This window comes from Rhodobacter lacus (assembly GCF_042683065.1).
GTDB lineage: Bacteria > Pseudomonadota > Alphaproteobacteria > Rhodobacterales > Rhodobacteraceae > Rhodobacter > Rhodobacter lacus.
The window spans coordinates 245,626-265,824 of the sequence record NZ_JBHUIX010000004.1; the positions used below are offsets into that span (position 1 = coordinate 245,626).

21 protein-coding genes are annotated in these 20,199 nt (G+C 66.2%); 7 read left to right on the forward strand and 14 right to left on the reverse strand.

Features of this window, described 5'->3' with window-relative positions; all coding sequences use genetic code 11:
* Positions 1–329: 329 nt before the first annotated feature.
* Complete coding sequence (locus ACFSM0_RS04660) at positions 330–674, forward strand: DUF2794 domain-containing protein (protein ID WP_377387804.1); 345 nt, start codon at positions 330–332, stop codon at positions 672–674.
* Here ACFSM0_RS04660 and ACFSM0_RS04665 read toward each other — a convergent pair.
* The 3 genes from ACFSM0_RS04665 to ACFSM0_RS04675 form a co-directional block, all read right to left on the reverse strand.
* Positions 671–1,498: a C40 family peptidase gene (locus ACFSM0_RS04665; protein WP_377387806.1), complete on the reverse strand. Its 828-nt coding sequence runs from the start codon at positions 1,496–1,498 to the stop codon at positions 671–673. The genes ACFSM0_RS04660 and ACFSM0_RS04665 overlap by 4 nt on opposite strands.
* The gene (locus ACFSM0_RS04670) at positions 1,495–2,898 is read right to left on the reverse strand and encodes a leucyl aminopeptidase family protein (RefSeq protein WP_377387808.1); all 1,404 of its coding nucleotides are present in this window, start codon (positions 2,896–2,898) and stop codon (positions 1,495–1,497) included. Before ACFSM0_RS04670 ends, ACFSM0_RS04665 begins: the two co-directional genes overlap by 4 nt.
* 64 nt (positions 2,899–2,962) lie before the next feature.
* Positions 2,963–3,343, reverse strand: coding sequence for a hypothetical protein (locus ACFSM0_RS04675; RefSeq protein ID WP_377387810.1), 381 nt, complete (start codon positions 3,341–3,343; stop codon positions 2,963–2,965).
* Between the two features lie 152 nt (positions 3,344–3,495).
* Between ACFSM0_RS04675 and ACFSM0_RS04680 the strand changes: the two genes are divergently transcribed.
* The 3 genes from ACFSM0_RS04680 to ACFSM0_RS04690 all read left to right on the forward strand — a co-directional run bounded on the left by ACFSM0_RS04680 (position 3,496) and on the right by ACFSM0_RS04690 (position 4,941).
* The gene (locus ACFSM0_RS04680) at positions 3,496–4,146 is read left to right on the forward strand and encodes a carbonic anhydrase (RefSeq protein WP_377387812.1); all 651 of its coding nucleotides are present in this window, start codon (positions 3,496–3,498) and stop codon (positions 4,144–4,146) included.
* A 65-nt stretch (positions 4,147–4,211) separates the two neighbouring features.
* Entirely contained in the window at positions 4,212–4,658 is a 447-nt protein-coding gene (locus ACFSM0_RS04685) for a hypothetical protein (RefSeq protein ID WP_377387814.1), read from the forward strand.
* 34 nt (positions 4,659–4,692) lie between these two features.
* Entirely contained in the window at positions 4,693–4,941 is a 249-nt protein-coding gene (locus ACFSM0_RS04690; RefSeq protein WP_377387816.1) for a hypothetical protein, read from the forward strand.
* 35 nt (positions 4,942–4,976) lie between these two features.
* Here ACFSM0_RS04690 and ACFSM0_RS04695 read toward each other — a convergent pair whose 3' ends face one another.
* The 11 genes from ACFSM0_RS04695 to ACFSM0_RS04745 all read right to left on the reverse strand — a co-directional run bounded on the left by ACFSM0_RS04695 (position 4,977) and on the right by ACFSM0_RS04745 (position 16,588).
* Entirely contained in the window at positions 4,977–5,390 is a 414-nt protein-coding gene (locus tag ACFSM0_RS04695; RefSeq protein WP_377387818.1) for a hypothetical protein, read from the reverse strand.
* A 148-nt stretch (positions 5,391–5,538) separates the two neighbouring features.
* Positions 5,539–7,149, reverse strand: coding sequence for a DUF4139 domain-containing protein (locus tag ACFSM0_RS04700; protein WP_377387820.1), 1,611 nt, complete (start codon positions 7,147–7,149; stop codon positions 5,539–5,541).
* A gap of 103 nt (positions 7,150–7,252) precedes the next feature.
* Entirely contained in the window at positions 7,253–8,275 is a 1,023-nt protein-coding gene (locus ACFSM0_RS04705; RefSeq protein ID WP_377387822.1) for an aspartate-semialdehyde dehydrogenase, read from the reverse strand.
* Positions 8,276–8,377: 102 nt separating this feature from the next.
* Entirely contained in the window at positions 8,378–9,568 is a 1,191-nt protein-coding gene (locus ACFSM0_RS04710; protein ID WP_377387824.1) for an MFS transporter, read from the reverse strand.
* Positions 9,569–9,724: 156 nt separating this feature from the next.
* Positions 9,725–10,207 carry an Hsp20 family protein gene (locus tag ACFSM0_RS04715; protein WP_377387826.1) on the reverse strand — a complete coding sequence of 161 codons (483 nt, stop codon included), beginning with the start codon at positions 10,205–10,207 and terminating at the stop codon, positions 9,725–9,727.
* 181 nt (positions 10,208–10,388) lie between these two features.
* Complete coding sequence (locus tag ACFSM0_RS04720; protein WP_377387828.1) at positions 10,389–11,180, reverse strand: trypsin-like serine peptidase; 792 nt, start codon at positions 11,178–11,180, stop codon at positions 10,389–10,391.
* A gap of 51 nt (positions 11,181–11,231) precedes the next feature.
* The gene (glcF, locus tag ACFSM0_RS04725; protein ID WP_377387830.1) at positions 11,232–12,512 is read right to left on the reverse strand and encodes a glycolate oxidase subunit GlcF; all 1,281 of its coding nucleotides are present in this window, start codon (positions 12,510–12,512) and stop codon (positions 11,232–11,234) included.
* Positions 12,512–13,585, reverse strand: coding sequence for an FAD-binding protein (locus ACFSM0_RS04730; protein WP_377387832.1), 1,074 nt, complete (start codon positions 13,583–13,585; stop codon positions 12,512–12,514). The genes glcF and ACFSM0_RS04730 overlap by 1 nt, the downstream gene beginning before the upstream one ends.
* 47 nt (positions 13,586–13,632) lie before the next feature.
* Entirely contained in the window at positions 13,633–15,090 is a 1,458-nt protein-coding gene (locus ACFSM0_RS04735; protein ID WP_377387834.1) for an FAD-linked oxidase C-terminal domain-containing protein, read from the reverse strand.
* A gap of 105 nt (positions 15,091–15,195) precedes the next feature.
* Positions 15,196–15,993: an SseB family protein gene (locus ACFSM0_RS04740; protein ID WP_377387836.1), complete on the reverse strand. Its 798-nt coding sequence runs from the start codon at positions 15,991–15,993 to the stop codon at positions 15,196–15,198.
* Entirely contained in the window at positions 15,980–16,588 is a 609-nt protein-coding gene (locus ACFSM0_RS04745; protein WP_377387838.1) for a uracil-DNA glycosylase family protein, read from the reverse strand. Before ACFSM0_RS04745 ends, ACFSM0_RS04740 begins: the two co-directional genes overlap by 14 nt.
* Before the next feature lie 189 nt (positions 16,589–16,777).
* Between ACFSM0_RS04745 and ACFSM0_RS04750 the strand changes: the two genes are divergently transcribed.
* Genes ACFSM0_RS04750 through kdsA form a run of 3 tightly spaced genes read left to right on the forward strand, consistent with a single transcriptional unit; the run spans position 16,778 to position 20,162 of the window.
* Complete coding sequence (locus tag ACFSM0_RS04750) at positions 16,778–17,431, forward strand: ABC transporter ATP-binding protein (RefSeq protein WP_377387840.1); 654 nt, start codon at positions 16,778–16,780, stop codon at positions 17,429–17,431.
* Complete coding sequence (locus ACFSM0_RS04755) at positions 17,415–19,298, forward strand: KpsE/RkpR family capsule polysaccharide export protein (RefSeq protein WP_377387841.1); 1,884 nt, start codon at positions 17,415–17,417, stop codon at positions 19,296–19,298. Before ACFSM0_RS04750 ends, ACFSM0_RS04755 begins: the two co-directional genes overlap by 17 nt.
* Before the next feature lie 30 nt (positions 19,299–19,328).
* The gene (gene kdsA / locus ACFSM0_RS04760) at positions 19,329–20,162 is read left to right on the forward strand and encodes a 3-deoxy-8-phosphooctulonate synthase (RefSeq protein ID WP_377387842.1); all 834 of its coding nucleotides are present in this window, start codon (positions 19,329–19,331) and stop codon (positions 20,160–20,162) included.
* The last annotated feature ends 37 nt before the right edge of the window (positions 20,163–20,199 follow it).

The window sequence follows — 20,199 nt, forward strand, 5'->3', positions numbered from 1 at the left end:
ATGGGGGCAAGGCGCGCCGCTGGCAAGCATCCGGGCGGGCCCACATGATCACGAAAAGGAAAACCCCGCCCTTGCGGGCGGGGCCTCTATCTCGCGGAAGCCGCCCCGAAGAGCGAACTGGGTGGGGGCTGTTGACCGCCCTCCGGGGCTTTAGCGTTTCCCGCTGTTCTCCTTTTCGCCCGCAAAGCGGGCGCAACTGGGCAGCCAGCAAGGTATTTTGCCGACATATTTCGGGCAATTCCCGGGCAAGGTAAACTGCGGCCCGCACCGCCTTCGGGCGCATTTCGGCAGGCATTGATTTGCGCGCCCGGCAATGTCACCCTTCTGTCATGACACTGCAGCCGCCGCCCCCGATCCCGCTCCCCCCTGCCGCCCCGCAGGTGGCCTTTGACCGCATTGAGCTGGGCGCGATCCTCGCGGTCTACGGGCGCATGGTGGCAATGACCGAGGCGCGCGACTACGCGATGAGTTTTCTGCGCGACCATGCCGTGTTCGCCATCTTCCGGCGCACCGCCGAAACGCCCCTCTACCGGATCGAAAAGCGCCCCGCCCTGCGCAACAAGCAGGGGCAATATGCGCTGATCGGCCCGGAGGGGCAGATCCTCAAGCGCGGCCATGAGCTTGCCCCCGTGTTGCGGGTGATCGAGCGCAAGCTCATTCGCGCCGTCGATTAACCGGGCCGTTTCGCGCCAAGATACGGCACCTTGCCCGAGGCCTCGATCCGCGCGCGGGCTGCGCCGATCGGCTCGCACAGCACCCGCATGGTATGGCCGGTCGCGTGAATCATCTCATCGGCGCTCATCGCCATGGCGATATGGCCGGGCCAGAACAACAGATCCCCGCGCCGGAGCGGGGCCCCCTCGGGCAAAAAGGCGCCAAATGCCGCGCATTGCAGATCACTGTCGCCCGGGCAGGCGCGGCCAGTGCCGGTGTGCGCCATCTGCACAAGCCCCGAGCAATCAATGCCAAAAGCGCTGTTGCCGCCCCAGAGATAGGGCGTTCCCAAAAGCCGTTCGGCCACCGCAACCGGGTCGAGCTCCGGCGCCTCCAGCGCGCGCAGATGCGTGGCGGGCACATATCCCTCCGGCGTGCGCGCAAGCTCTCCCTCGGTCTGCAGCACCGTGAGCCGCGCCCCCATCGACAGCGCGCAGATCTCGCCGCGCTTGATCGAGGCTTCGCGGTAAAGATGGGTGCCGCGCGAGGCAACACAATGGGTTGCAAGCTGCGGCGGGCCAAGCGCTTCGGCATCAACCCAGCCGCAATAGCCATCCAGATCCGCCTGCACGAAGGCGCGCCGCCCCCGCCGCTCGATCACCGCCACATCGGCGCCAAAGATCAATTGCCGGTCGCGCCCGCCCTCAAAGCCAAGGGAAAGATCGGCCACGGCACGGATCACCCGCGCGCCCTCCCCCGGCACATAGGCCGCGGCGGCAACTTGCCCGCGCAGGGTCTCGCGCGCGATTTTCCCCGAAAACGGGGTCAGCCGGGCGTCGCTCATAGCGCGAAGAGCTTCGAGAGCGCGCCGGCCACAGCCCGCCCCCCCTGCCCGAGCGCGCCCTTCGCCCGCCCCGGCGCCGCCACCGGCTGCCAGGCGTAAATGTCAAAATGCGCGAAGCGCTCGGTCTCGGTGACAAAGCGGCGCAAAAAGAGCGCCGCGGTGATCGAGCCCGCCATGCCGCCCGAGGGCGCATTGTCGAGATCGGCAATGCCCGGCTCGATCAGCGCCTCGTAAGGCGCCCAGAACGGCATCCGCCAGAGCGGGTCGGCCCCCTCTTCCGCAGCCTCGGAAAGCGCCTCGGCCAGATCATCGTCATCGGTGTAAAACGGCGGCAGGTCGGGGCCAAGCGCCACCCGCGCGGCACCCGTGAGCGTTGCCATCGAGACGATCAGATCCGGCGCCTCTTCATCGGCGGCGGCAAGCGCATCGGCCAGCACCAGCCGCCCCTCGGCATCGGTGTTGTTGATCTCGACGCTCAGCCCCTTGCGGGAAATGAGAATATCCTGCGGGCGGAAGGCATTGCCGGAGACGGCATTTTCCACCGCCGGGATCAGCACGCGCAGCCGCACCGGCGCGCCCAGCGCCATGATCATATGCGCGGTGGCAAGCACATTCGCCGCGCCGCCCATGTCTTTCTTCATCAGCCCCATGCCGGCGGCCGGCTTGAGATCGAGCCCGCCCGTGTCAAAGCAGACCCCCTTGCCGACCAGCGTCACCTCTGGCCCCGCGTCGCCCCAGCGCAGTTCGATCAGCCGCGGCGCGCGCGGGCTCGCACGGCCCACCGCGTGAATCAGCGGATAGCCCTCGGCCAGCAGATCCTCGCCAACGATGGCGCTGACCACGGCACCATGGCGCGCGCCGAGCGCCCGCACCGCGGCCTCCAGCTCCTCCGGGCCCATGTCATTCGCGGGTGTGTTGACCAGATCGCGCGCGAGCGCCTCGGCCTCGGCCATCACCTCAAGGCGACGCACCTCAACCCCCTCGGGCGCCACAAGCCGCGCCGCAGGCGCCTTGTTGCTCGCATAGGTCTCAAACCGGTAGCCCTCAAGGAGCCAGCCCAGCGCCTCGCGCGCGCAATCCTCCTCGGGCAGATCGGTGGCCAGCCGCCACGCGCCTGCAGGCAATTTTGCCGCCGCGCCGGCGAGGGTAAACCGCATCCGCGCCCGGCTTTGCGCCGTGCCCATGCCAAACAGCGCACCCGCAAGGGCACCGGTGTCATCGGGAAGCAGGCACAGGCTGCCGGATGCGCCGGAAAACCCCTGCGCCGCCACAAAGGCGCGTTGTGCCGGGCTCAGTGCCGCGGGCAACTCCGCGCCTGCGGCCACCGGCCAGAGCGGCAAAGCCTCTGCAGCCGGGTCGGCAAAACGCATTTCGGAACGGAAACGAAACAGATCAGTCATCGGGCTCTCCGGGTCTTTGCGCGCAGCCTAGCGCGCTGCCCGCCACCCGCAAGCCCTGATCCGGTCAGATCCGCATGTCTTGAATATCCCACACCGCGGTCAGCGAGCGTTCCGCGATGCGCACGAGCCGCGCCAGAACCGCCGCCTGCGCCACGAAATCGCCGCGCGCGATACAGGCGAGCAGATCCTCCGCCACCCGGGTGAGCAGCACCATGCCGACCTGCGTTGCAAGCGAAACCATCTCGCGCACCGCGCGCTCCAGCGTATCGGGCTGGCCATCGCGCGCGGCGAGTTGCGCCGCCACCAGATGCACCGCCAGATCTTCCATCGTCGCGGCAATCACCCGCTCGGCGCCGATCTCGCCCAGCTCTGCATAGATCACCACCAGACGGTCCGGGTCGAGCCGCACCGGCTCATCAACCCGCAAATTCTCAATCGCGCTCACCCCAGAGCCTCCGCATTATTTGGTCCCCGGCCCCCACGGCCAGCGCCAGATTGACGGGCAAGTTTCAAGAAAAGGTTGAGAGGCGACGAAAAAGCCCTCGCATTTTCGACACTTGCGGCCTATTTCAGGGCGAAATGCGAAAGGGGATGACGATGAAGGATCATGTGCGGCCCTTGCCCTCCTACCTGGTCAATCGCTACCAGGGCTGGCGCGCCACCGCTTACACCGAAAATCGCCCGTGGTATCGCCATCTCGCCGAGAAGGGGCAGCACCCCCGTGCGATGGTGATCTCGTGCTGTGACTCGCGCGTGCATGTGACCTCGATCTTCGGCGCCGACGAGGGCGAATTCTTCATCCACCGCAACATCGCCAACCTCGTGCCGCCCTATACGCCCGACGGCGACCACCACGGCACCTCGGCGGCGATCGAATATGCCGTGAGCACGCTCAAGGTGGCGCATGTGATCGTGCTGGGCCATTCGCAATGTGGTGGCGTTGCGGGCTGCCATGCGATGTGCACCGGCCACGCGCCCGAGCTTGAACAGAAAACCTCGTTTGTCGGCACCTGGCTGAGCCTCCTGCGCCCCGGCTTCGAGCGGGTTCAGCACATTCCCGAGCCCGATCGCGTCACCGCGCTGGAGCGGGAATCGGTGGTGATCAGCCTCGAGAACCTGATCACCTTCCCCTTCGTGCGCGATGCTGTGGCGGCGGGGGACATGAGCCTGCACGGGCTGTGGAACGACATTGGCGAGGGGCTGTTGTGGCAGTTCAACCCGGAGAGCGAAATTTTCGAAGTGCTCTGAACAGGCGGCGGAAAAAGCCTTAACCGCTTTACCGCTTCTTAAGCTTAACAGGCGAGATTGGGTGCATGACCCAACACCGACTCGTCACTCTCCGCCTGCCCGTCGACCTCATCGCGAAGATCGAATCCGCGGCAAGGTTGCATGAAGAAACGCCCGCCGAGCTGATCCGCCGCGCGCTTTCCGAAGCGTTGCAGGATGTGCCGAGCGTGGTCCAGAAAAGCCAGATGGCCGTGATCTCCGCGGCCTTCGAAAACGCCCAGGGATGGCTCGACCTGCAAGCCAAGCTGCGCAAGAGCGGTTTTGTTCTGCGCCTTGATGGGGAGCGGCTCGGCCTGCATGAATGGCCCTCCGACCATTTCGTGCTCTGGATCGAAGAAATCGGCCAGTCGCTGGCTGAACTGATGTTGCAATTCCGCGCCCCCTTCCCCGGCGCACTCTCCCGCAAAGCGGGGCTTGTCGCTAGCGGGGTGAGCCAATCGAGCTTGGGGCGACGACCGGGGCGGGCTGCCTGAAGGCACTCCGCCACACCGCCAGAATGGCGGCGTCATGCGGCCCCGCGAACCTCGGGGCCAGGATCTGAACGCGGCGCAGAATGTCCGCGTTCAGATGCCTTATCCCTCCACGGCGCAGAAGATCGCCGCATTGAAAGAGGGCAAGCGCAAACGCGCGCGCAAACCCGGCGCGCAGGAGGACGCCCCCTTGGCCTTCGGCAATCTGCGGCAGATGCTGCAGCGGTTCAAAAAGCCGCTGTCCTATCCGCCGCTGCCCGAAGTGCCCGCGCCGCGCAAGAAGTGAAGCCCGAAACCCCGTCGGGATTTCGGGCCCCGACGTCAGGCGGTTTCGAGGGCGCGCGCGAAAGCCTCCATCATCTGCGATGGGCTCTGCGCGCCAAAATTGCCCGCAAGCACCTTTTCGTAGACCAGAACCGTGCCGAGCTTGTAGGCAGAAAGATCCACATGGATCCGATAATGGCCAGAAATCCGCCGGCTCGCCTGGTCGACCGACCAGTCGGAAATCTCGACCCGGATCGTCGGATTCTGATGCACGATCGTGTCCTGATTGCCCTTCACCTGAAACGGACCATCCGTGGCATGCCCGGAAACAAGCCCCTTCCAGCTCGCATCAAAATTGATGCCGAACTGATCCGGGGCCATTTCCACGAGCGTCAGCGTAATATCGCTTTTTTCGACGCCTAACCACCCGTAGGAGCGGCTGTCGGTTTGCTTGTCGATAACGGAATACATGAGCTAACCTTTCAATAGCCCCGAATTCACGTTCCCGCCGGGGCACCGCGGGCCGTTCGGCCAGGTCTTGCATGTTGTGACAAGACACCGGCTGCATCAGGATAGCCAAGGCGGGCGTTTCACGCAACTTGCCGGTGTTTTGCTACCTTCAGCGCAACTCCTGATCGGCGGGCCAGCGCATCGTGGTGTCAAGCGTCACCTGCTGCACCGCCCCCGGCGCAAGGCTGAACTCCCAGGCCAGCACGCCGCGCTTGTCATGCCAATCCGCCGTGGTCTCGGCGGGCGTGGCCGAATGGGTGATTTTCAGATCGTCCTGCTCGGCATAGGGCACGCGGTCGATCAACCGCACCGGCCAGGCCTTGTCGGTCAGGTTTTCAACGCTGATCTTCACCTCTTCGGACCGCTCGTTCGATTTGGAGATCAGCCCGCGGTCGCCCTCGCTGGCCTGCGGGATCACCCGTTTCAACCTTATCCCGTCGATCGCGCCAAAACCGAGCCGCAGCTTGTCGCCCGCGGCGGTAAAGGGCATCTGGGTTGCGCCTACCAGTGCGCCGTCAAGCCAGAGCACCGCCTCACCGGGCAAGATCGGCTCGGCGCCGTTCACCCCTTCGGCCACGCGAAAGGCGGTATCGTCAAACATCGGCACCGCCTCGGCGCGCAGCTCCACCGGCCGCTCCAGCCGGTCGAGCCGGAGCCGCAGATCCTCGACCCCGGCACGAATGTCGACGGTATCGGGGTAGCTGTAGGTCAGGGTCTCGCCCTGCATCTCGGGCACCATCCGCTCGGCGATCACCATCGGCGCGGGCTCCGCCACGGGCGCGTCAAGGCGCATCTCCGCCCCCTCTTTGGCCGCAAGCGCAACCAGCGGCGGGCCGATCCGGCGCAGATCGGGCCAAAGCTCGGTGGGCTCGGCCCGCTCCGAGGGGCGCGCGGTGGAGAGGGTGAGCTTCACCGCCCCCCAATCCTCGCCCGAGGCCTGATGCACCGAGACATAACGCTCGAATGTGAGCCGGCGCGCCGCGCTGTCGAGCCGGAGATCGTAGCTTGGCGCCCAGCCGGCATCCTCGGCGAAGGTGGTGACGGTGATCACCCCCGCCCCCGCGACGGTCAGCAAAAGCGAATCGCTGCCCTCGCTCGGGTTTTCGAGCGCCTCAAGCGCCTGCCGGGCCCGCTCCAACGCCTCGCGCTCGGGTTCGAGCGCCGCCTCGGCGCGCCGCACCTCGGCCACGGCACTGATCCGCGCCTGTTCGGCCATCTGCACCCCTTCGGCCACCGCACGCGCGAGCACGCCGACGTCTTCGGGGGTGGTGTTGGCGGTGTCGAGCCCGCGCAAAAAGTCTCCCTGCGCCACGGCGGCCGCAACGCGCGCATTGAGCATCGCCACCGCGTCTTCCTTGGCCTCAAGCGTCTCGCGGGCCACTTGCAACGCGCGGCGCGCCGCCTGCAGCTCTGGCGGCTCGCCCACCGCATTGACCGGCTGGCGGGCATCGATCAGGCGCACCGCCCCCACAGTGACCCCCGCGGCCCCGGCCACGCGCAGCGTCGCCGGATCGGTGTGGTCCGGCAGATTCGGCACCAAAATCTCTGTCGTCCCGGCCGGAACGGTGAGCGTCCGGGTCACTTGCGCCCCTTGCGGAAAGAGCGTGACAGCTTGCAGAACGGCAGCAATTTCAGCCGGTTCGGCGATGGCGGGGCCCGCCAGAAGCGCCGCGGGGGCACAGGCCAGCAACAGGGCGCACAGGTGGGTCCGTCTACGCATCTCATCCTCCCAGAAACGATCGTTCGCAGGTTCTTCCGGCAGGTCCGGAAAAGCAAGAGGGCGCCCGACGGGCGCCCTCGCCTGTTCACCCTGGCGGGCTCGCTCAGCCTTTTTTCAGGCAGCGCTGCCCCAGCACTTCCGCGATCTGCACCGCGTTGAGCGCCGCGCCCTTGCGCAGGTTGTCCGACACGCACCAGATGTTCAGCCCGTTCTCGATCGTGCTGTCTTGGCGGATCCGCGAGACATAGGTGGCATATTCGCCGACGCATTCGATCGGCGTGATGTAGCCCCCCGCCTCGCGTTTATCGACGACCATCACACCGGGCGCCTCGCGCAGGATCTCGGTCGCTTCTTCCCAGTCGAGGAAGTCCTCGAACTCGATGTTGATCGCTTCGGAATGGCCCACGAACACCGGCACCCGCACGCAAGTGGCAGTGACCTTGATCGACGGATCGACGATCTTTTTCGTCTCCGCGACCATCTTCCACTCTTCCTTGGTCTCGCCGCTGTCGAGGAACACGTCGATATGCGGGATCACGTTGAAAGCGATCTGTTTCGGGTAGACCTTGGGCGCAACTTCCTGCCCGGGCACGTAGATGCCCTTGGTTTGTTCCCAAAGCTCGTCGATCGCTTCCTTGCCGGTGCCGGAAACGGATTGATAGGTCGCCACCACCACGCGCTTGATCTTGGCGCGGTCATGCAGCGGCTTGAGCGCCACCACCATCTGCGCGGTCGAGCAGTTCGGGTTCGCGATGATGTTCTTGTTCTTGTAGCGCACGATATCGTCGGCGTTCACTTCCGGCACGATCAGCGGGATCTCCGGGTCGTAGCGATAGAGCGAGGAGTTGTCGATCACCACGCAGCCCTGCGATGCCGCCTTCGGCGCATAGACCTTGGTCGCATCCGAGCCGATCGCGAAGAGCGCGATGTCCCAGCCGGTGAAATCGAACTGCTCCAGATCCTGGGTCTTCAAAGTTCGGTCGCCGAAGCTGACTTCCGTGCCGAGCGACTTGCGCGACGCGAGCGCCGCGATTTCATCGACCGGAAACTCGCGCTCGGCGAGAATGTTCAGCATTTCCTTGCCAACGTTGCCCGTGGCACCGACGACGACGACCTTGTAGCCCATCTAGGCCTCCTTCTCGAAAGAACGCTGCCCCCTAACGGAAATGGCGCGATTTGGAAAGGGATTCGCACCAATTTCGCCCATGTGATGCATAAATCGCGCGGCTCAGCGCAGGAGGTCGCGGCTGTCGCGGGCGAAGAGATAGACCACGAGCCCCCCCACCACCGGCGCGAGGAAAAACAGGAAAAGCGCGCGGAAAGCGGCGACCGGATCGCCCGCCTCCGAGGCCATGGCAAAGACCGGGCGGGAGAGGAAAAGCCCGATCCCGGCCCCCGCGATGGAGACAAGGTTGAGCGCGGTGACACCGCGGCCCACAAGATGCGGCGGCAAAAAGGCGCGACCATGCGCCATCAGGACCGGGAAAGAGGCGCCGAAAAAGCCCACGGCAGCCAGAAGCGCCGTTGCCTGCCCCAGCCCCGCATCGGGGGCGAGGGCAAGCGCGCCCAGCGCCACGCACAGCACGGTATTGCCCAAAAGCGCCACACGCTTGTGGCTGCCCAAAAGCTTGTCTGCCGGGCCATAGGCGAAATTGCCAAGCACCATCGCAACGCCCATTGCCAGCGTCACCGTGCCGATCAGCGCCGCATCCGCGCCATGGAGCGCGCTGAGCCACGGCCCGGCCCAGAGCCCGCGAATTGCGGCGGCGGCGGTGTAATTGGCAAAGATCAGCGGCAAGATCAGCCAGAACCCGGGCAGCCGGAAAATGTCGAGCACCGAGCCCTTCGGGCCGGAGCGGGAGAGGATGCGCTCGGGATCGCGGGTGAAGATGAAAATCGCCGCCGCCACCGCCAGGGTGATCCCCGCGAGCGCCCAGAGTGTCGGGCGCCAGCCAAACGCATCGAGCGCGGCGGCGAGGGGGGCGGCGCCGGCAAGGTTGCCAAGCGAGCCCACGCCGATCACCGCGGCGGCGAGCGTGCCGAAAAGGGCCGGCGCAAAACTGCGCGCAAAGATGTAGTAAGAACCCATCAGCACCGGCGAGCAGCCGATGCCGATCAGCACCATCGCAAGGTGAATGCCCATCGGCCCCGAGGCCATGGCAAAGGCCGCAGCCCCGCCGCCGCCGCCCAGCGCGAGCAAAACGCCCACGGTGCGGCGCGGCCCGATCCGGTCGAGCGCCTCGCCCACCGGGATCTGCATCACCGCGAAGGCGAGATACCAAAGCCCGAGCGAAACGGCGAGATCTTCGGCGCTGGCGCCGAGTTCGGCCTTCAACACCGGGGTCAGCACCGCCAGACAGGCGCGATAAAATTGGCTGAGCACATAGCCCGCCACCAGAAATGCGATCGACAGATACAAACTCCGGCCCTCCCCGACCCGCCGCCTCCCCGCAGCCGTGCCACGCTGCCTTGGGTGGCCTTCGCGTGCAAGGGGGCATGTGAAGGAAGCACGTGAAGGGGGCCAAACGAAAGGGGCGGCCCGAAGGCCGCCCCAGACGCGGAGGTTGCTCCCCGATCAGGCGTCAAGCGCCTCGGGGGCCGGAATGGTTTCGACCGTTTTCACGCGCGGGCTGGCGGGCCCGGCAATCTCGATCCGGCGCGGCTTCAGGGCTTCAGGCACTTCGCGCACGAGATCAATATTGAGCATGCCATCGGTATGCGACGCGCCCGTGACCTTCATGTGGTCGGCCAGCGCAAAGCGGCGCTCAAAGGCACGGGTGGCAATGCCGCGATGCAGGTAGGCGCGCGTATCGGCCTCTTCGGATTTGCGGCCCGTAACGATCAGCGCGCCCTCGCGCAGCTCGACGGCCAGCTCATCCGAGCCGAAGCCCGCAACGGCAATGGTGATGCGATAGGCGTTCTCATCGGTCTTTTCGATATTGTAGGGCGGATAGCTCGGCTGCGTCATGTCGGTGGCAAGCACACGGTCCATCATGTCGGCAACGCGGTCGAAGCCGATGGTGGCACGGTAGAGGGGCGAAAAGTCGAAAGCACGCATGGGGGTCATCCTCTCTTGAGCGATGTCAGGTTCCAGATCACGACCCGCCCCGTGCGGGGCCGGGCCATTTGCGCCGGGGCCCTCTGTGGCACCCCGGTGAGAAAAATCTGGGAAGCGCCGGGGCGCGTTTCAAGACCTGTCGCGGCGACGAACTTCAAATTTCAGGGCCATCGCCGCAGGGTCAGGGGCGGACGAATTTTGCCCCGCCCGCGCGGCGGATCTCTTGCGTGCCGGGCCCTGCAGTCTCCATCTCGGCGCGCAGCTCGGCGACTTTTTCAACCATCGTGCCAAGTGAAACGGGCGCCCCGCGCAGCTCCGCCTTGGCCGAAACCACCGAGACGATTTTGGGCACCCCGCCGCGCATCGCAAAGACCGGCGCGCCGGAGGCGCCAAAATCGGCGGCGCAATTCATCAACACCACCTCGCCCGAGCGCTTGAGCACATTGCACATGCTTTGCAGCGCAGGCGCCTCGGCGCGGTCATGGGCATAAGACACCACCCCGACGGTTGCCCCCTCCTGCGGCGCGACATCAATGGCAAAGGGGCGCACCTGCGGCAGCCGGATCGGCTGGTCAAGCTCGACCAGCGCCAGATCCCAGGCGACCCGGTCAAATTGCGCGCGCCCCTGATAGACGTAATCAGGATGGGCGCGCGCACGGCGCGCATGGCGATAGGCCACCGCGCGGCCATTGCGCCAGCCCGCGCGAAACTCGATCCCGGCGACGTCGATCATCTGCCCGCTCGCCGCGTCATAAAGACAATGCGCCGCCGTCAGCACCAGATCGGGGGCGATCAGCGTGCCGGTGCAAAAGCTGTCATGGCCCAGCTCGAGCCGCCCCACCGCCTCCCAGCCGCGGCTGTCGGTGCCGGTGGCGAGCAACTTCAACCCGCTCTCGAACGCCCTTCCGGGAAGGGGCGCCCAAAGGGCAAGGCCGAGCAGCACGGCAACTAGGGCAGAGGCAGGGCGGGGCATTGATCTCTCCGGGCGGTCCGGTCTTGCGCCTAGCCTGCGGCCTTGGCGAGATTATGGCAAGGCCGCAAGCCCATGTGGTTTCGGCCCGCCGGTCGCCCAGTCGAGCAATTGCACCGTATGCACCACGGGCACGCCGGTGCCCGAGCCGATTTGCATCATGCAGCCGATATTGCCCGCGGCAATGATCTGCGGCGCCGTCGCCTCGAGCGTGGCGATCTTGCGGCGCTTCAATTCCCCCGCGATTTCGGGGTGCAAAAGGTTGTAGGTGCCAGCCGAACCGCAGCACAGATGCGGGTCAGCCGGTTCCACCACCTCGAAGCCCGCCGCCGCAAGCAGCGCCCTGGGCGCGGTTTTCACCTTCTGGCCATGCTGCAGCGAACAGGCGGAATGATAGGCCACGCGCAGGCCTTTGGGCGCGCCTTGCGGCAGGCCAATCGTTTCGAGAAACTCGGTGATATCCTTCGCCAGGGCCGCCACCTGCGCCGCCTGCCCTTCCAGCGGATCGCCCGCAAAGATCCCCCCGTAATCCTTCACCGTGGTGCCACAGCCCGAGGTGTTGATGACGATCGCATCAAGCGGCCCCGCGGCGGCATAGGCACGGATATTCGCCGCCGCCTGCGCATGGGCCTCCCCCTCGCGCCCCATGTGATGCGACAGCGCACCGCAGCAGCCAAGCTTCAGGATCACCACCTCGCAACCGAGCCGCCGCAACAGCCGGATCGTGGCATCATTGATATCGGTGTCGAGCGCCTTTTGCGCACAGCCCGTTTGCAGCGCCACCCGGTAGCGGCGCGGCCCGGTCGGGGCAAAGACCTGCGGGCGGTCATTCTTCGAGGGCTTGGGAAGCTGCGCGGGTGCAAGCGCGAGCATCGCTTTGAGCCGGTCGTCCGGCACCGCGAAGGCGAGCGGGCGCGCGAGCCGTGCGCCCTTCATCGCAAGGCGGAACCGGCGCGGATAGGGCACGATCTTTGCAAGCAAAAAGCGCAACAAACGCTCGCCCGCGGGGCGCTTGTAGGTGCGCTCCACATGGGCGCGGGCATGGTCGATCAGATGCATGTAATCCACGCCCGAGGGGCAGGTGGTCATGCAGGCAAGGCACCCGAGGCAGCGGTCGATATGCTTGGCGGTGCGGGCATCGGCGGGCCGGCCCGTCTCCAGCATCTCCTTGATCAGGTAAATGCGCCCGCGGGGGCTGTCGAGCTCATCGCCCAGCACCTGATAAGAGGGGCAGGTGGCGGTGCAAAAGCCGCAATGCACGCAGGCCCGCAGGATCTCGTTGGCGCGCGCAATCGCGGGATCTGCGAGTTGCTCGGGGGTAAATGACGTCTGCATCAGCCCATCTTTCCGGGGTTGAAAAGGCCCTTGGGGTCAAAGCGCGCGCGCAGCCCGCGCGCAAGCGCGGCCACCGGCGCCGGTTCGGGCTCAAAGGCGGCAAAGGGCCCCCGCAGGCAGGTGGCATGGCCGCTATAAGGCGCGGCAAGGGCGCGCGCATCCGTGCCCTCCGTCACAAGCGCCCAGACGAGCCCGCCGCCCCAGTCGAGCACGACCGCGCCCCCGAGCCGCGCCGCAACCTGCGGCCCTTCGGAGGGCTTGACCGAGAAGCGCCACAGATCGCCCCTGCGCCCCTGCAAGGGCTTTCCCTCGCCCAGATCGCGCCAAAGCCCCGCACCCTCGTCGCGCAGGATCTTCGGCGCATGGGGCGCGAGCACCTCGGCCAGCCGCCCGGCCCGGTAGGCGACCGATTCCGCAAGCCCTTCGAGCCGCACCATCGCGCCCACACCCGGCATCCAGCCCGCGCCCGAAACATCAAACGGCGATCCCAGCGCCGCCGCCAGCACCTTTGCTGCCGCGGCCAAGGGCACATCCATCACCAAACTCGCCTGCGCGGGGGCCGCGGGCAAAAGCTTGAAGGCCACCTCGCTCAGCACGCCCAGCGTGCCCCAGGAGCCCGCCATCAGCTTCACGAGATCATAGCCCGTGACATTCTTCATCACGCGCCCGCCGTTTTTCACCGCCGCCCCGGTGCCATCGACAAACCGCACCCCGATCAGGCTGTCACGGCAGGCCCCGGCCTGAATGCGCCGCGGCCCGGAGACATTGGCCGCCACCACGCCGCCAATCGTGCTCTCCCCCGTGGCGCCGAGCAAGGCGCCCCAGCGCACCGGCTCGAACGGGAGCCGCTGCCCCTCGGCCGCCACCGCCTCCTCGATCACCCGCAAAGGCGTGCCCGCGCCCGCAATCAGCGTCAACGCGCCCGGCTCGTAAAGCGTAATGCCCGAGATCGCGACCTGAAGCGCCGCCCCCTCGCTCCGCCCCACCGGCCGCGTGCCGCCGCCGGTGATGTGCAGCGGCGCGGTCGCCGCCCGCACCACCTCGACCAGTTCGCTCTCGCGCGTCACTCTCATGCCGTTTCGCCTTCGACTTTGCTCAAATATCCCGGGGGTGAGGCGCGTCAGCGCCGAGGGGGCAGCGCCCCCTTGCTCCCGCGCCGCGCCGCGCTGACCCGAAGCGGAAAGACTTTCGCCGCGTTCAGAAGCCAGGCCGGGTCGAACACGTCCTTCACCCGCATCTGCGCCTCCAGATCCTCGGGCGCAAACTGCACCTCCATCAGATCGCGCTTTTCGAGCCCCACGCCATGCTCGCCGGTCAGACACCCGCCCGCCTCGACGCAAAGCTTCAAGATCTCCGCGCCCATTCGTTCGCACAGCTCCTGCTGGCCCGGCGCATTGGCGTTGTAAAGGATCAGCGGGTGCATGTTGCCATCGCCCGCATGAAACACATTGCCAACCTCAAGCCCGAAGGCGCGCGAGATCTCACCGATCCGCTTCAGCACCTCGGGCAGCGCCGAGACCGGGATCGTGCCGTCAAGGCACATGTAATCGCCCTTCTGCCCCATCGCGCCAAAGGCCGATTTGCGGCCAAGCCAGATCCGCTTTGCCTCATCCGGGCTCTGCGCCTCGCGAAACTCGACCGGATCGTGGCGCGCGGCGATCTGGCGAATGAGGCCAAGCTGCTCGGCGATCTCCGCCTCCGAGCCCTCGCATTCGACAATCAAGAGCGCCTCGCAATCGGGGTAGCCTGCATGGCAAAAGGCCTCCGTCGCCTCGATGCAGGGGCGGTCCATGAATTCGATCGCCACGGGCAGGATGCCCGCGCGGATGATATCGGCAACACAGGCGCCCGCCACTTCGTTCGACCCGAACCCGATCAGCACCGGGCGCGCCCCCTCGGGCTGGCGCAAGATCCGCAAGGTCGCCTCGGTCACCACGCCAAGCTGCCCCTCCGAGCCGCAGATCACGCCCAGAAGGTCGAGCCCGCCCGCATCGCACCAAGGCCCGCCGATCGTCACCACCTCGCCCTGCATCGTGACCAGCGTGACGCCCATCAGATTGTTCGTCGTCACCCCGTATTTGAGGCAATGCGCGCCGCCCGAATTCATGCCGATATTGCCCGCAATCGCGCAGGCAAGCTGGCTGGAGGGGTCGGGCGCATAAAACCAGCCCTGCCCCTCGATGGCGCCGGTGACGGAAAGATTGGTGCGCCCCGCCTCAACCCGGATGAAGCGGTTTTCGGTGTCGATCTCAAGCACCCGGTTCATCCGTGCAAGGCCAAGCACCACCGCATCGGCCGAGGGCATGGAGCCGCCCGCAAGCGAGGTGCCCGCGCCACGCGGCACCACCGGCACCCGCAGCTCGTGGAGAAGCTTGAGACAGGCGGCGACTTCCTGCGTGGTGCGTGGCAGCACCACCGCAAGCGGCGCGCAGCGATAGGCGGAGAGCGCATCACATTCATAGGCGCGCGTCTCGGCGGGATCGTCGATCACCGCATCGCGCGGCAGCACCTTGCGCAGGCGTTTGACGATGCGCGCCTTATCGGCCAGCACCTTGGCGCTGGGAACCGGCATGTCCATGAGCTCTCCTCCCACTCTGGTCAAACTTGATGACCAATTGAAGGGATTCGCGCAACTGAAACGTCACCCGGCGGCGGGGCAGATCACCGCAGGATCAGCGCAGGATCACCGCAGAATCGGCGGTTTGTCCGGGTCCATGCCGGGCGGCGTGCGGCCCAGTTCCTGCACCTCTTCCTCGACGCGTTCGGGCAGATGCAGCACCAGCGCCCTTTCCAGAAGCACGTCCGTGGCGGGATCATCCTCGGCCAGAAAGGTCACGTCGATCGCCCCGGCCTCAAGCCCCGAAAACACCAAAGCTTCGGCCATCGCCTTGGCAATGCCGGGCTGCGCAGGCTCGGGCGCGCCAAGAAAGGCGAGCACATGGCCGCGCCCGCCGCCTTCATAGGTTACGCCGCCCAAAAGCGCATCGGTGGCAAGCCCGGCGATCTGCGCGAATTTCGCCTCGAAGGCGGGAAGCAGCAGACCGAGCACCGCGGGCGGCAGGCTCGGCGCCTCAAAGGACACGGGCCGGGCCGAGGTGGCCTCGGGCGCATGGGTCAGCGTGTGGGTGAGCCATTCCAGCGCCTCGGGCGGCAGCAGCATCGCTGAATCGGCCACGCCCAGATTGATGCCGAGCCCCACCGCCTCGCCTGCGAGGTTTTGGGCAATCACCCGGCCGGGCAGTGCCGCATAGGGCGCGGGCGCGCCGACAAAGGCCGCGAGCCGTTCTTCAAGGTCGAAGGCAAGGATGAAATCGCCATCCTCGGTGGCAAAGACCTGCGGCGTGATATCCTCGCCGTCCGGGTCTTCTTCCAGCAGCACGAACAATTCGGCATCCGCGAGCCGGTCATAGACGGCGAGCCGCAAGGCTTCGTTTTCCGGGTCGTTTTCCATCGCCGCATGGGCGCGGTCATAGGGCGTCATCGAGCACCTCCTTCACCCGGGCGCGCAAGGCGGGCAGCACCTCCGCGGCAAACCAGGGATTGCGTTTGAGCCATCCCGTATTGCGCCACGAGGGATGCGGCAAGGGAAAGACGCGGGGCGCATGCGATTTCCAGCCCGCCACCGCCTGCGTCAGCCCGCTCTCGCCCAGATGCCACCGGATCGCCGCCCCGCCCACGAGGAGCGTTGTCTCAAAAGGCCCAAGCGCCGCAAGCACCCGCGCGCGCCAGGTCTCGGCGCAGAGCTTTGGGGGCGGCAGATCGGCGCCCTTCGCATCATAACCCGGAAAGCAGAAGGCCATCGGCACAATGGCAATGCGGTCGCGGTCATAGAACGTGGCCGCGTCGATCCCCATCCAGTCGCGCAGCCGCTCCCCCGAAGGGTCGGTGAAGGGTTGCCCCGATTGATGCACCCGCGCCCCCGGCGCCTGCCCCACGATCAAAAGCCGCGCACCGGGCCGAAACCAGACCACCGGGCGGGCCGCATGGGCCGTAGCCGTCGCAGCAAAGCGCGCCGCGCAAAGACGGCAGCCCTCGATCTCGCGCGCCAGATCCTGCGCCTGTTCGGCCCCGCTCATCGCCGGGCTTCGTTTCGCAAACCGCAACAGAATCTCTCGGAGTGTTGGAAGATCGCCCTATCGGACATAATGTCGCCCAAAATTCCTTTTAAGCGAAATCTCCACCAGTTGAGATCACAATCGGCAGGGTAACGCGTAACATACGGCAAAGAAAGTGCCGCGAGGCAAGCAAGGAACCGGACCGGGGCAATGCTCGAGTTCAACAATGTCAGCAAGTCCTTCTGGACCGGCAAGCAGCGCAAGGTCATTCTCGACCGGGCGTCGTTTCGGGTTGAGCTGGGCAATTCCCTTGGCATCCTTGCCCCCAACGGCACCGGCAAAACCACCATCATCAACATGATGGCCGGGCTCGAAAAGCCCGATGAGGGCGAGATCCGCAAGAACTGCCGGGTGTCGTTTCCGCTTGGCTTCATGGGCGGGCTGGTGAACCGCCACAGCGCCCGCGAGAATGTGCGCTATATCGCAAGGCTCTATGAACTCGACCCCGATTACGTCGAGGCCTTCTGCCGCTGGCTTTGCGGCATTGAAGAATATTTTGACATGCCGGTGGGCACTTACAGTCAGGGCATGCGCTCGCGGCTGACCTTCTCGCTGCTGCTCGCGCTCGAATTCGATATTTACCTGATTGACGAGGGCATGCCCTCGACCACCGATGTGGAATTCAACCGCAAGGCCGGGGCAATCCTGCGCGACCGGCTGCAGGATGCCACTGTCGTCGTTGTCTCGCACCAGGCCAGCACGCTGGAAAAATTCTGCCGCACCGCAGCCGTGCTGCGCGATGGCCAACTTTACATGTTCGACACGCTCGACGAAGCAAAACGGATGTATGATTACCATGCTTAAGGCCGCACGCTACCGCATCCGCATTGCCGGTGACGCCGATCCGGCGGGGCCCGCCGCTGCGGAGCCCATTCCTGCGCCGGCCCCGCCCGTTGACCAGACAACGGTCGAGATGATGCTGCGCCGGCGGGCGGCTGCCGCGCAAGAGCGGGCCGGCACCCGCCCGCTTGAGACCGCGCCCGCGCCTTCGGCTGAACCCGCCGCAGATCCTGCGAGCCTGTTCGAGCCCGCCGAAGACGGGTTCGGCGATCAGGTGTTTCCTACAGCCGCGCCCCGAACGGGCGCGCCCGGCGAGGCTTCGGCGCATCGCGCGCAGAGCCAGCAGGTTCTGGCGCCGAAAGAGCTGACCCCGGAAGAGGAGATCGAGGCGATCCGCGCCGAGGGGCTGACCGGTCGCCAATTGCGGCTTGCCCGTCGCACCGCGCAAAAGCATGGCATCGAGGCCACTTCCGATTTTGAGGCGGTGCGGATCCTGCGCCGCCGCGGCATTGACCCGTTTGATCGCGGCGCGCTGCTCGCGCTCGACAAGGCCAATGAAACCGCGGTTTCCGAGGCGGCGGCGCGCGCCGTGCCCGCCCTTGCCGCCAAAGGCTCCGCCACGATCCAGGCGCTCGCCCGGATCGACGGCGCGGGGGCTGACACGCGGGTGCAACTGCCGCAAACCACCGCGGGCGCGCCGGTGCCCGCCCCGCAAGGCGCACCGCCCCTTGACGAGGGCGCGCGCGCCCGCGAGATCATCCGCATTCAACGCGACATCGCCAAGCGCCGCCGCCGCCGGCTGGCGCTTCTGGCGGCGCGGCTGACCTTCTTTGTGTTCCTGCCCACCTTGCTCGCGGGCTGGTATTACTTCGCCATCGCCACGCCGATGTATGCGACAAAAACCGAATTCGTGATCCAGAAGGCCGATGGCATGTCTGGCGCCTCCGGCCTTGGCTCGCTCTTCTCCGGCACCCAGCTCGCCACCAATCAGGATTCGGTGACGGTGCAGAGCTTCTTGCAATCGCGCGATGCGATGCTGCGGCTTGAGGCCGACAAGCACTTCAAGGAACATTTCTCGCAACCCGGCATCGACCCGCTGCAACGGCTCGATTCGGATGCCACCAACGAGGCTGCCTACAAGGTCTACAAACGCAATGTGAAAATCGGCTACGACCCCTCCGAGGGGATCGTGCGGATGGAAGTGGTGGCCGCCGATCCGGGTGTTTCCAAGGCATTTTCCGAGGCGCTGATTTCCTATGCCGAGGAACAGGTCGACAAGCTCACCGCACGGCTGCGCGAAGATCAGATGCGCGGGGCGCGCGAAAGCTATGCCGATGCCGAGGCCAAAGTGTTCGCGGCTCAGGCGAAAGTGCTCGATCTGCAGGAAAAGGTCGGCATCCTTGACCCGCTCGCGGAGAGCAGCGCGGTGATGAGCCAGGTGACCGCCTTCGAGACCGAATTGCAGAAAAAGCGGCTCGAACTGGGCCAGCTTCTGGACAACGCCCGCCCGAGTCAGGCGCGCGTGGACGGGGTGCAGGGTGACATTACGCGGCTCGAGGGGCTGATTGTCGATCTGCGCAAGCAGCTCACCGAACGCAATGGTTCGAACGAATCGCTCGCCGCGGTCACCGGGCAATTGCGCATTGCCGAGGCCGAACTCGCCACCCGCCAGCAACTTCTGGCCGCGGCGGCGCAGCAGATGGAAGTGGCCCGGATCGAGGCGAACAAGCAGGTGCGCTATCTTGAGATGGGCGTGCGCCCGGTGGCGCCCGATGAGCCCACCTATCCGCGTGCCTTTGAGGATACGCTGCTGGCCTTCCTGATCTTTTCGGGTATTTACCTGATGCTGTCGCTGACCGCCTCGATCCTGCGCGAACAGGTCTCGAGCTGAGCGGTCGGCCATAGACCCTCAGGAGGCCCCATGAAGACGATTACTCTCGACCGGTTGCGTATCGGCAATGACCAGCCGCTCACCGTGATCGCGGGGCCCTGCCAGCTTGAGAGCCTCGCCCATGCGATGATGATCGCCGAGAAAATGGCTGAGATCTGCGCCGCCAACGGGGCGCAGTTCATCTTCAAGGGCAGCTATGACAAGGCCAATCGCACCAGCCTGACGGGCAAGCGCGGGCTCGGGCTGGATGCCGGGCTTGCGGTGCTGGAGACGGTGCGCGCCAAGCTCGGCTGCCCGGTGCTCACCGATATCCACGATGCCGAACAGGCGCGCGTGGTGGCGCAGGTGGTCGATGTGATCCAGATCCCGGCCTTTCTGTGCCGCCAGACCGATCTTTTGCTCGCCGCGGGCGATACCGGGCGGGTGGTGAACATCAAGAAGGGCCAGTTCCTCGCGCCCTGGGACATGCCGAATGTGGCCGAAAAGGTCGCCTCCACCGGCAATGAGCGGATCTTGCTGACCGAGCGCGGCAGCTCCTTTGGCTACAACACGCTCGTGGCCGACATGCGCGGCCTGCCGACGATGATGAAGACCGGCTATCCGGTGATCATGGATGCGACCCATTCGGTGCAGCAGCCCGGCGGGCTGGGCGGCGCCTCGGGTGGGCAACGCGAGATGGCGCCGGTGATGGCGCGCGCGGCGGTGAGCCTTGGCATTGCCGGGGTCTTCATCGAGACCCATGAAGACCCCGACAATGCCCCGTCGGACGGGCCGAACATGATCGCCCTTGATCAGATGCCGAAGCTGATGGCCTCGCTGATGGCCTTTGATCGGCTCGCCAAAGACGACCCGATCCGCCTCTGAGCACGGGCGCGGGGGGCGCTGCCCCCCTCTTGGCCTG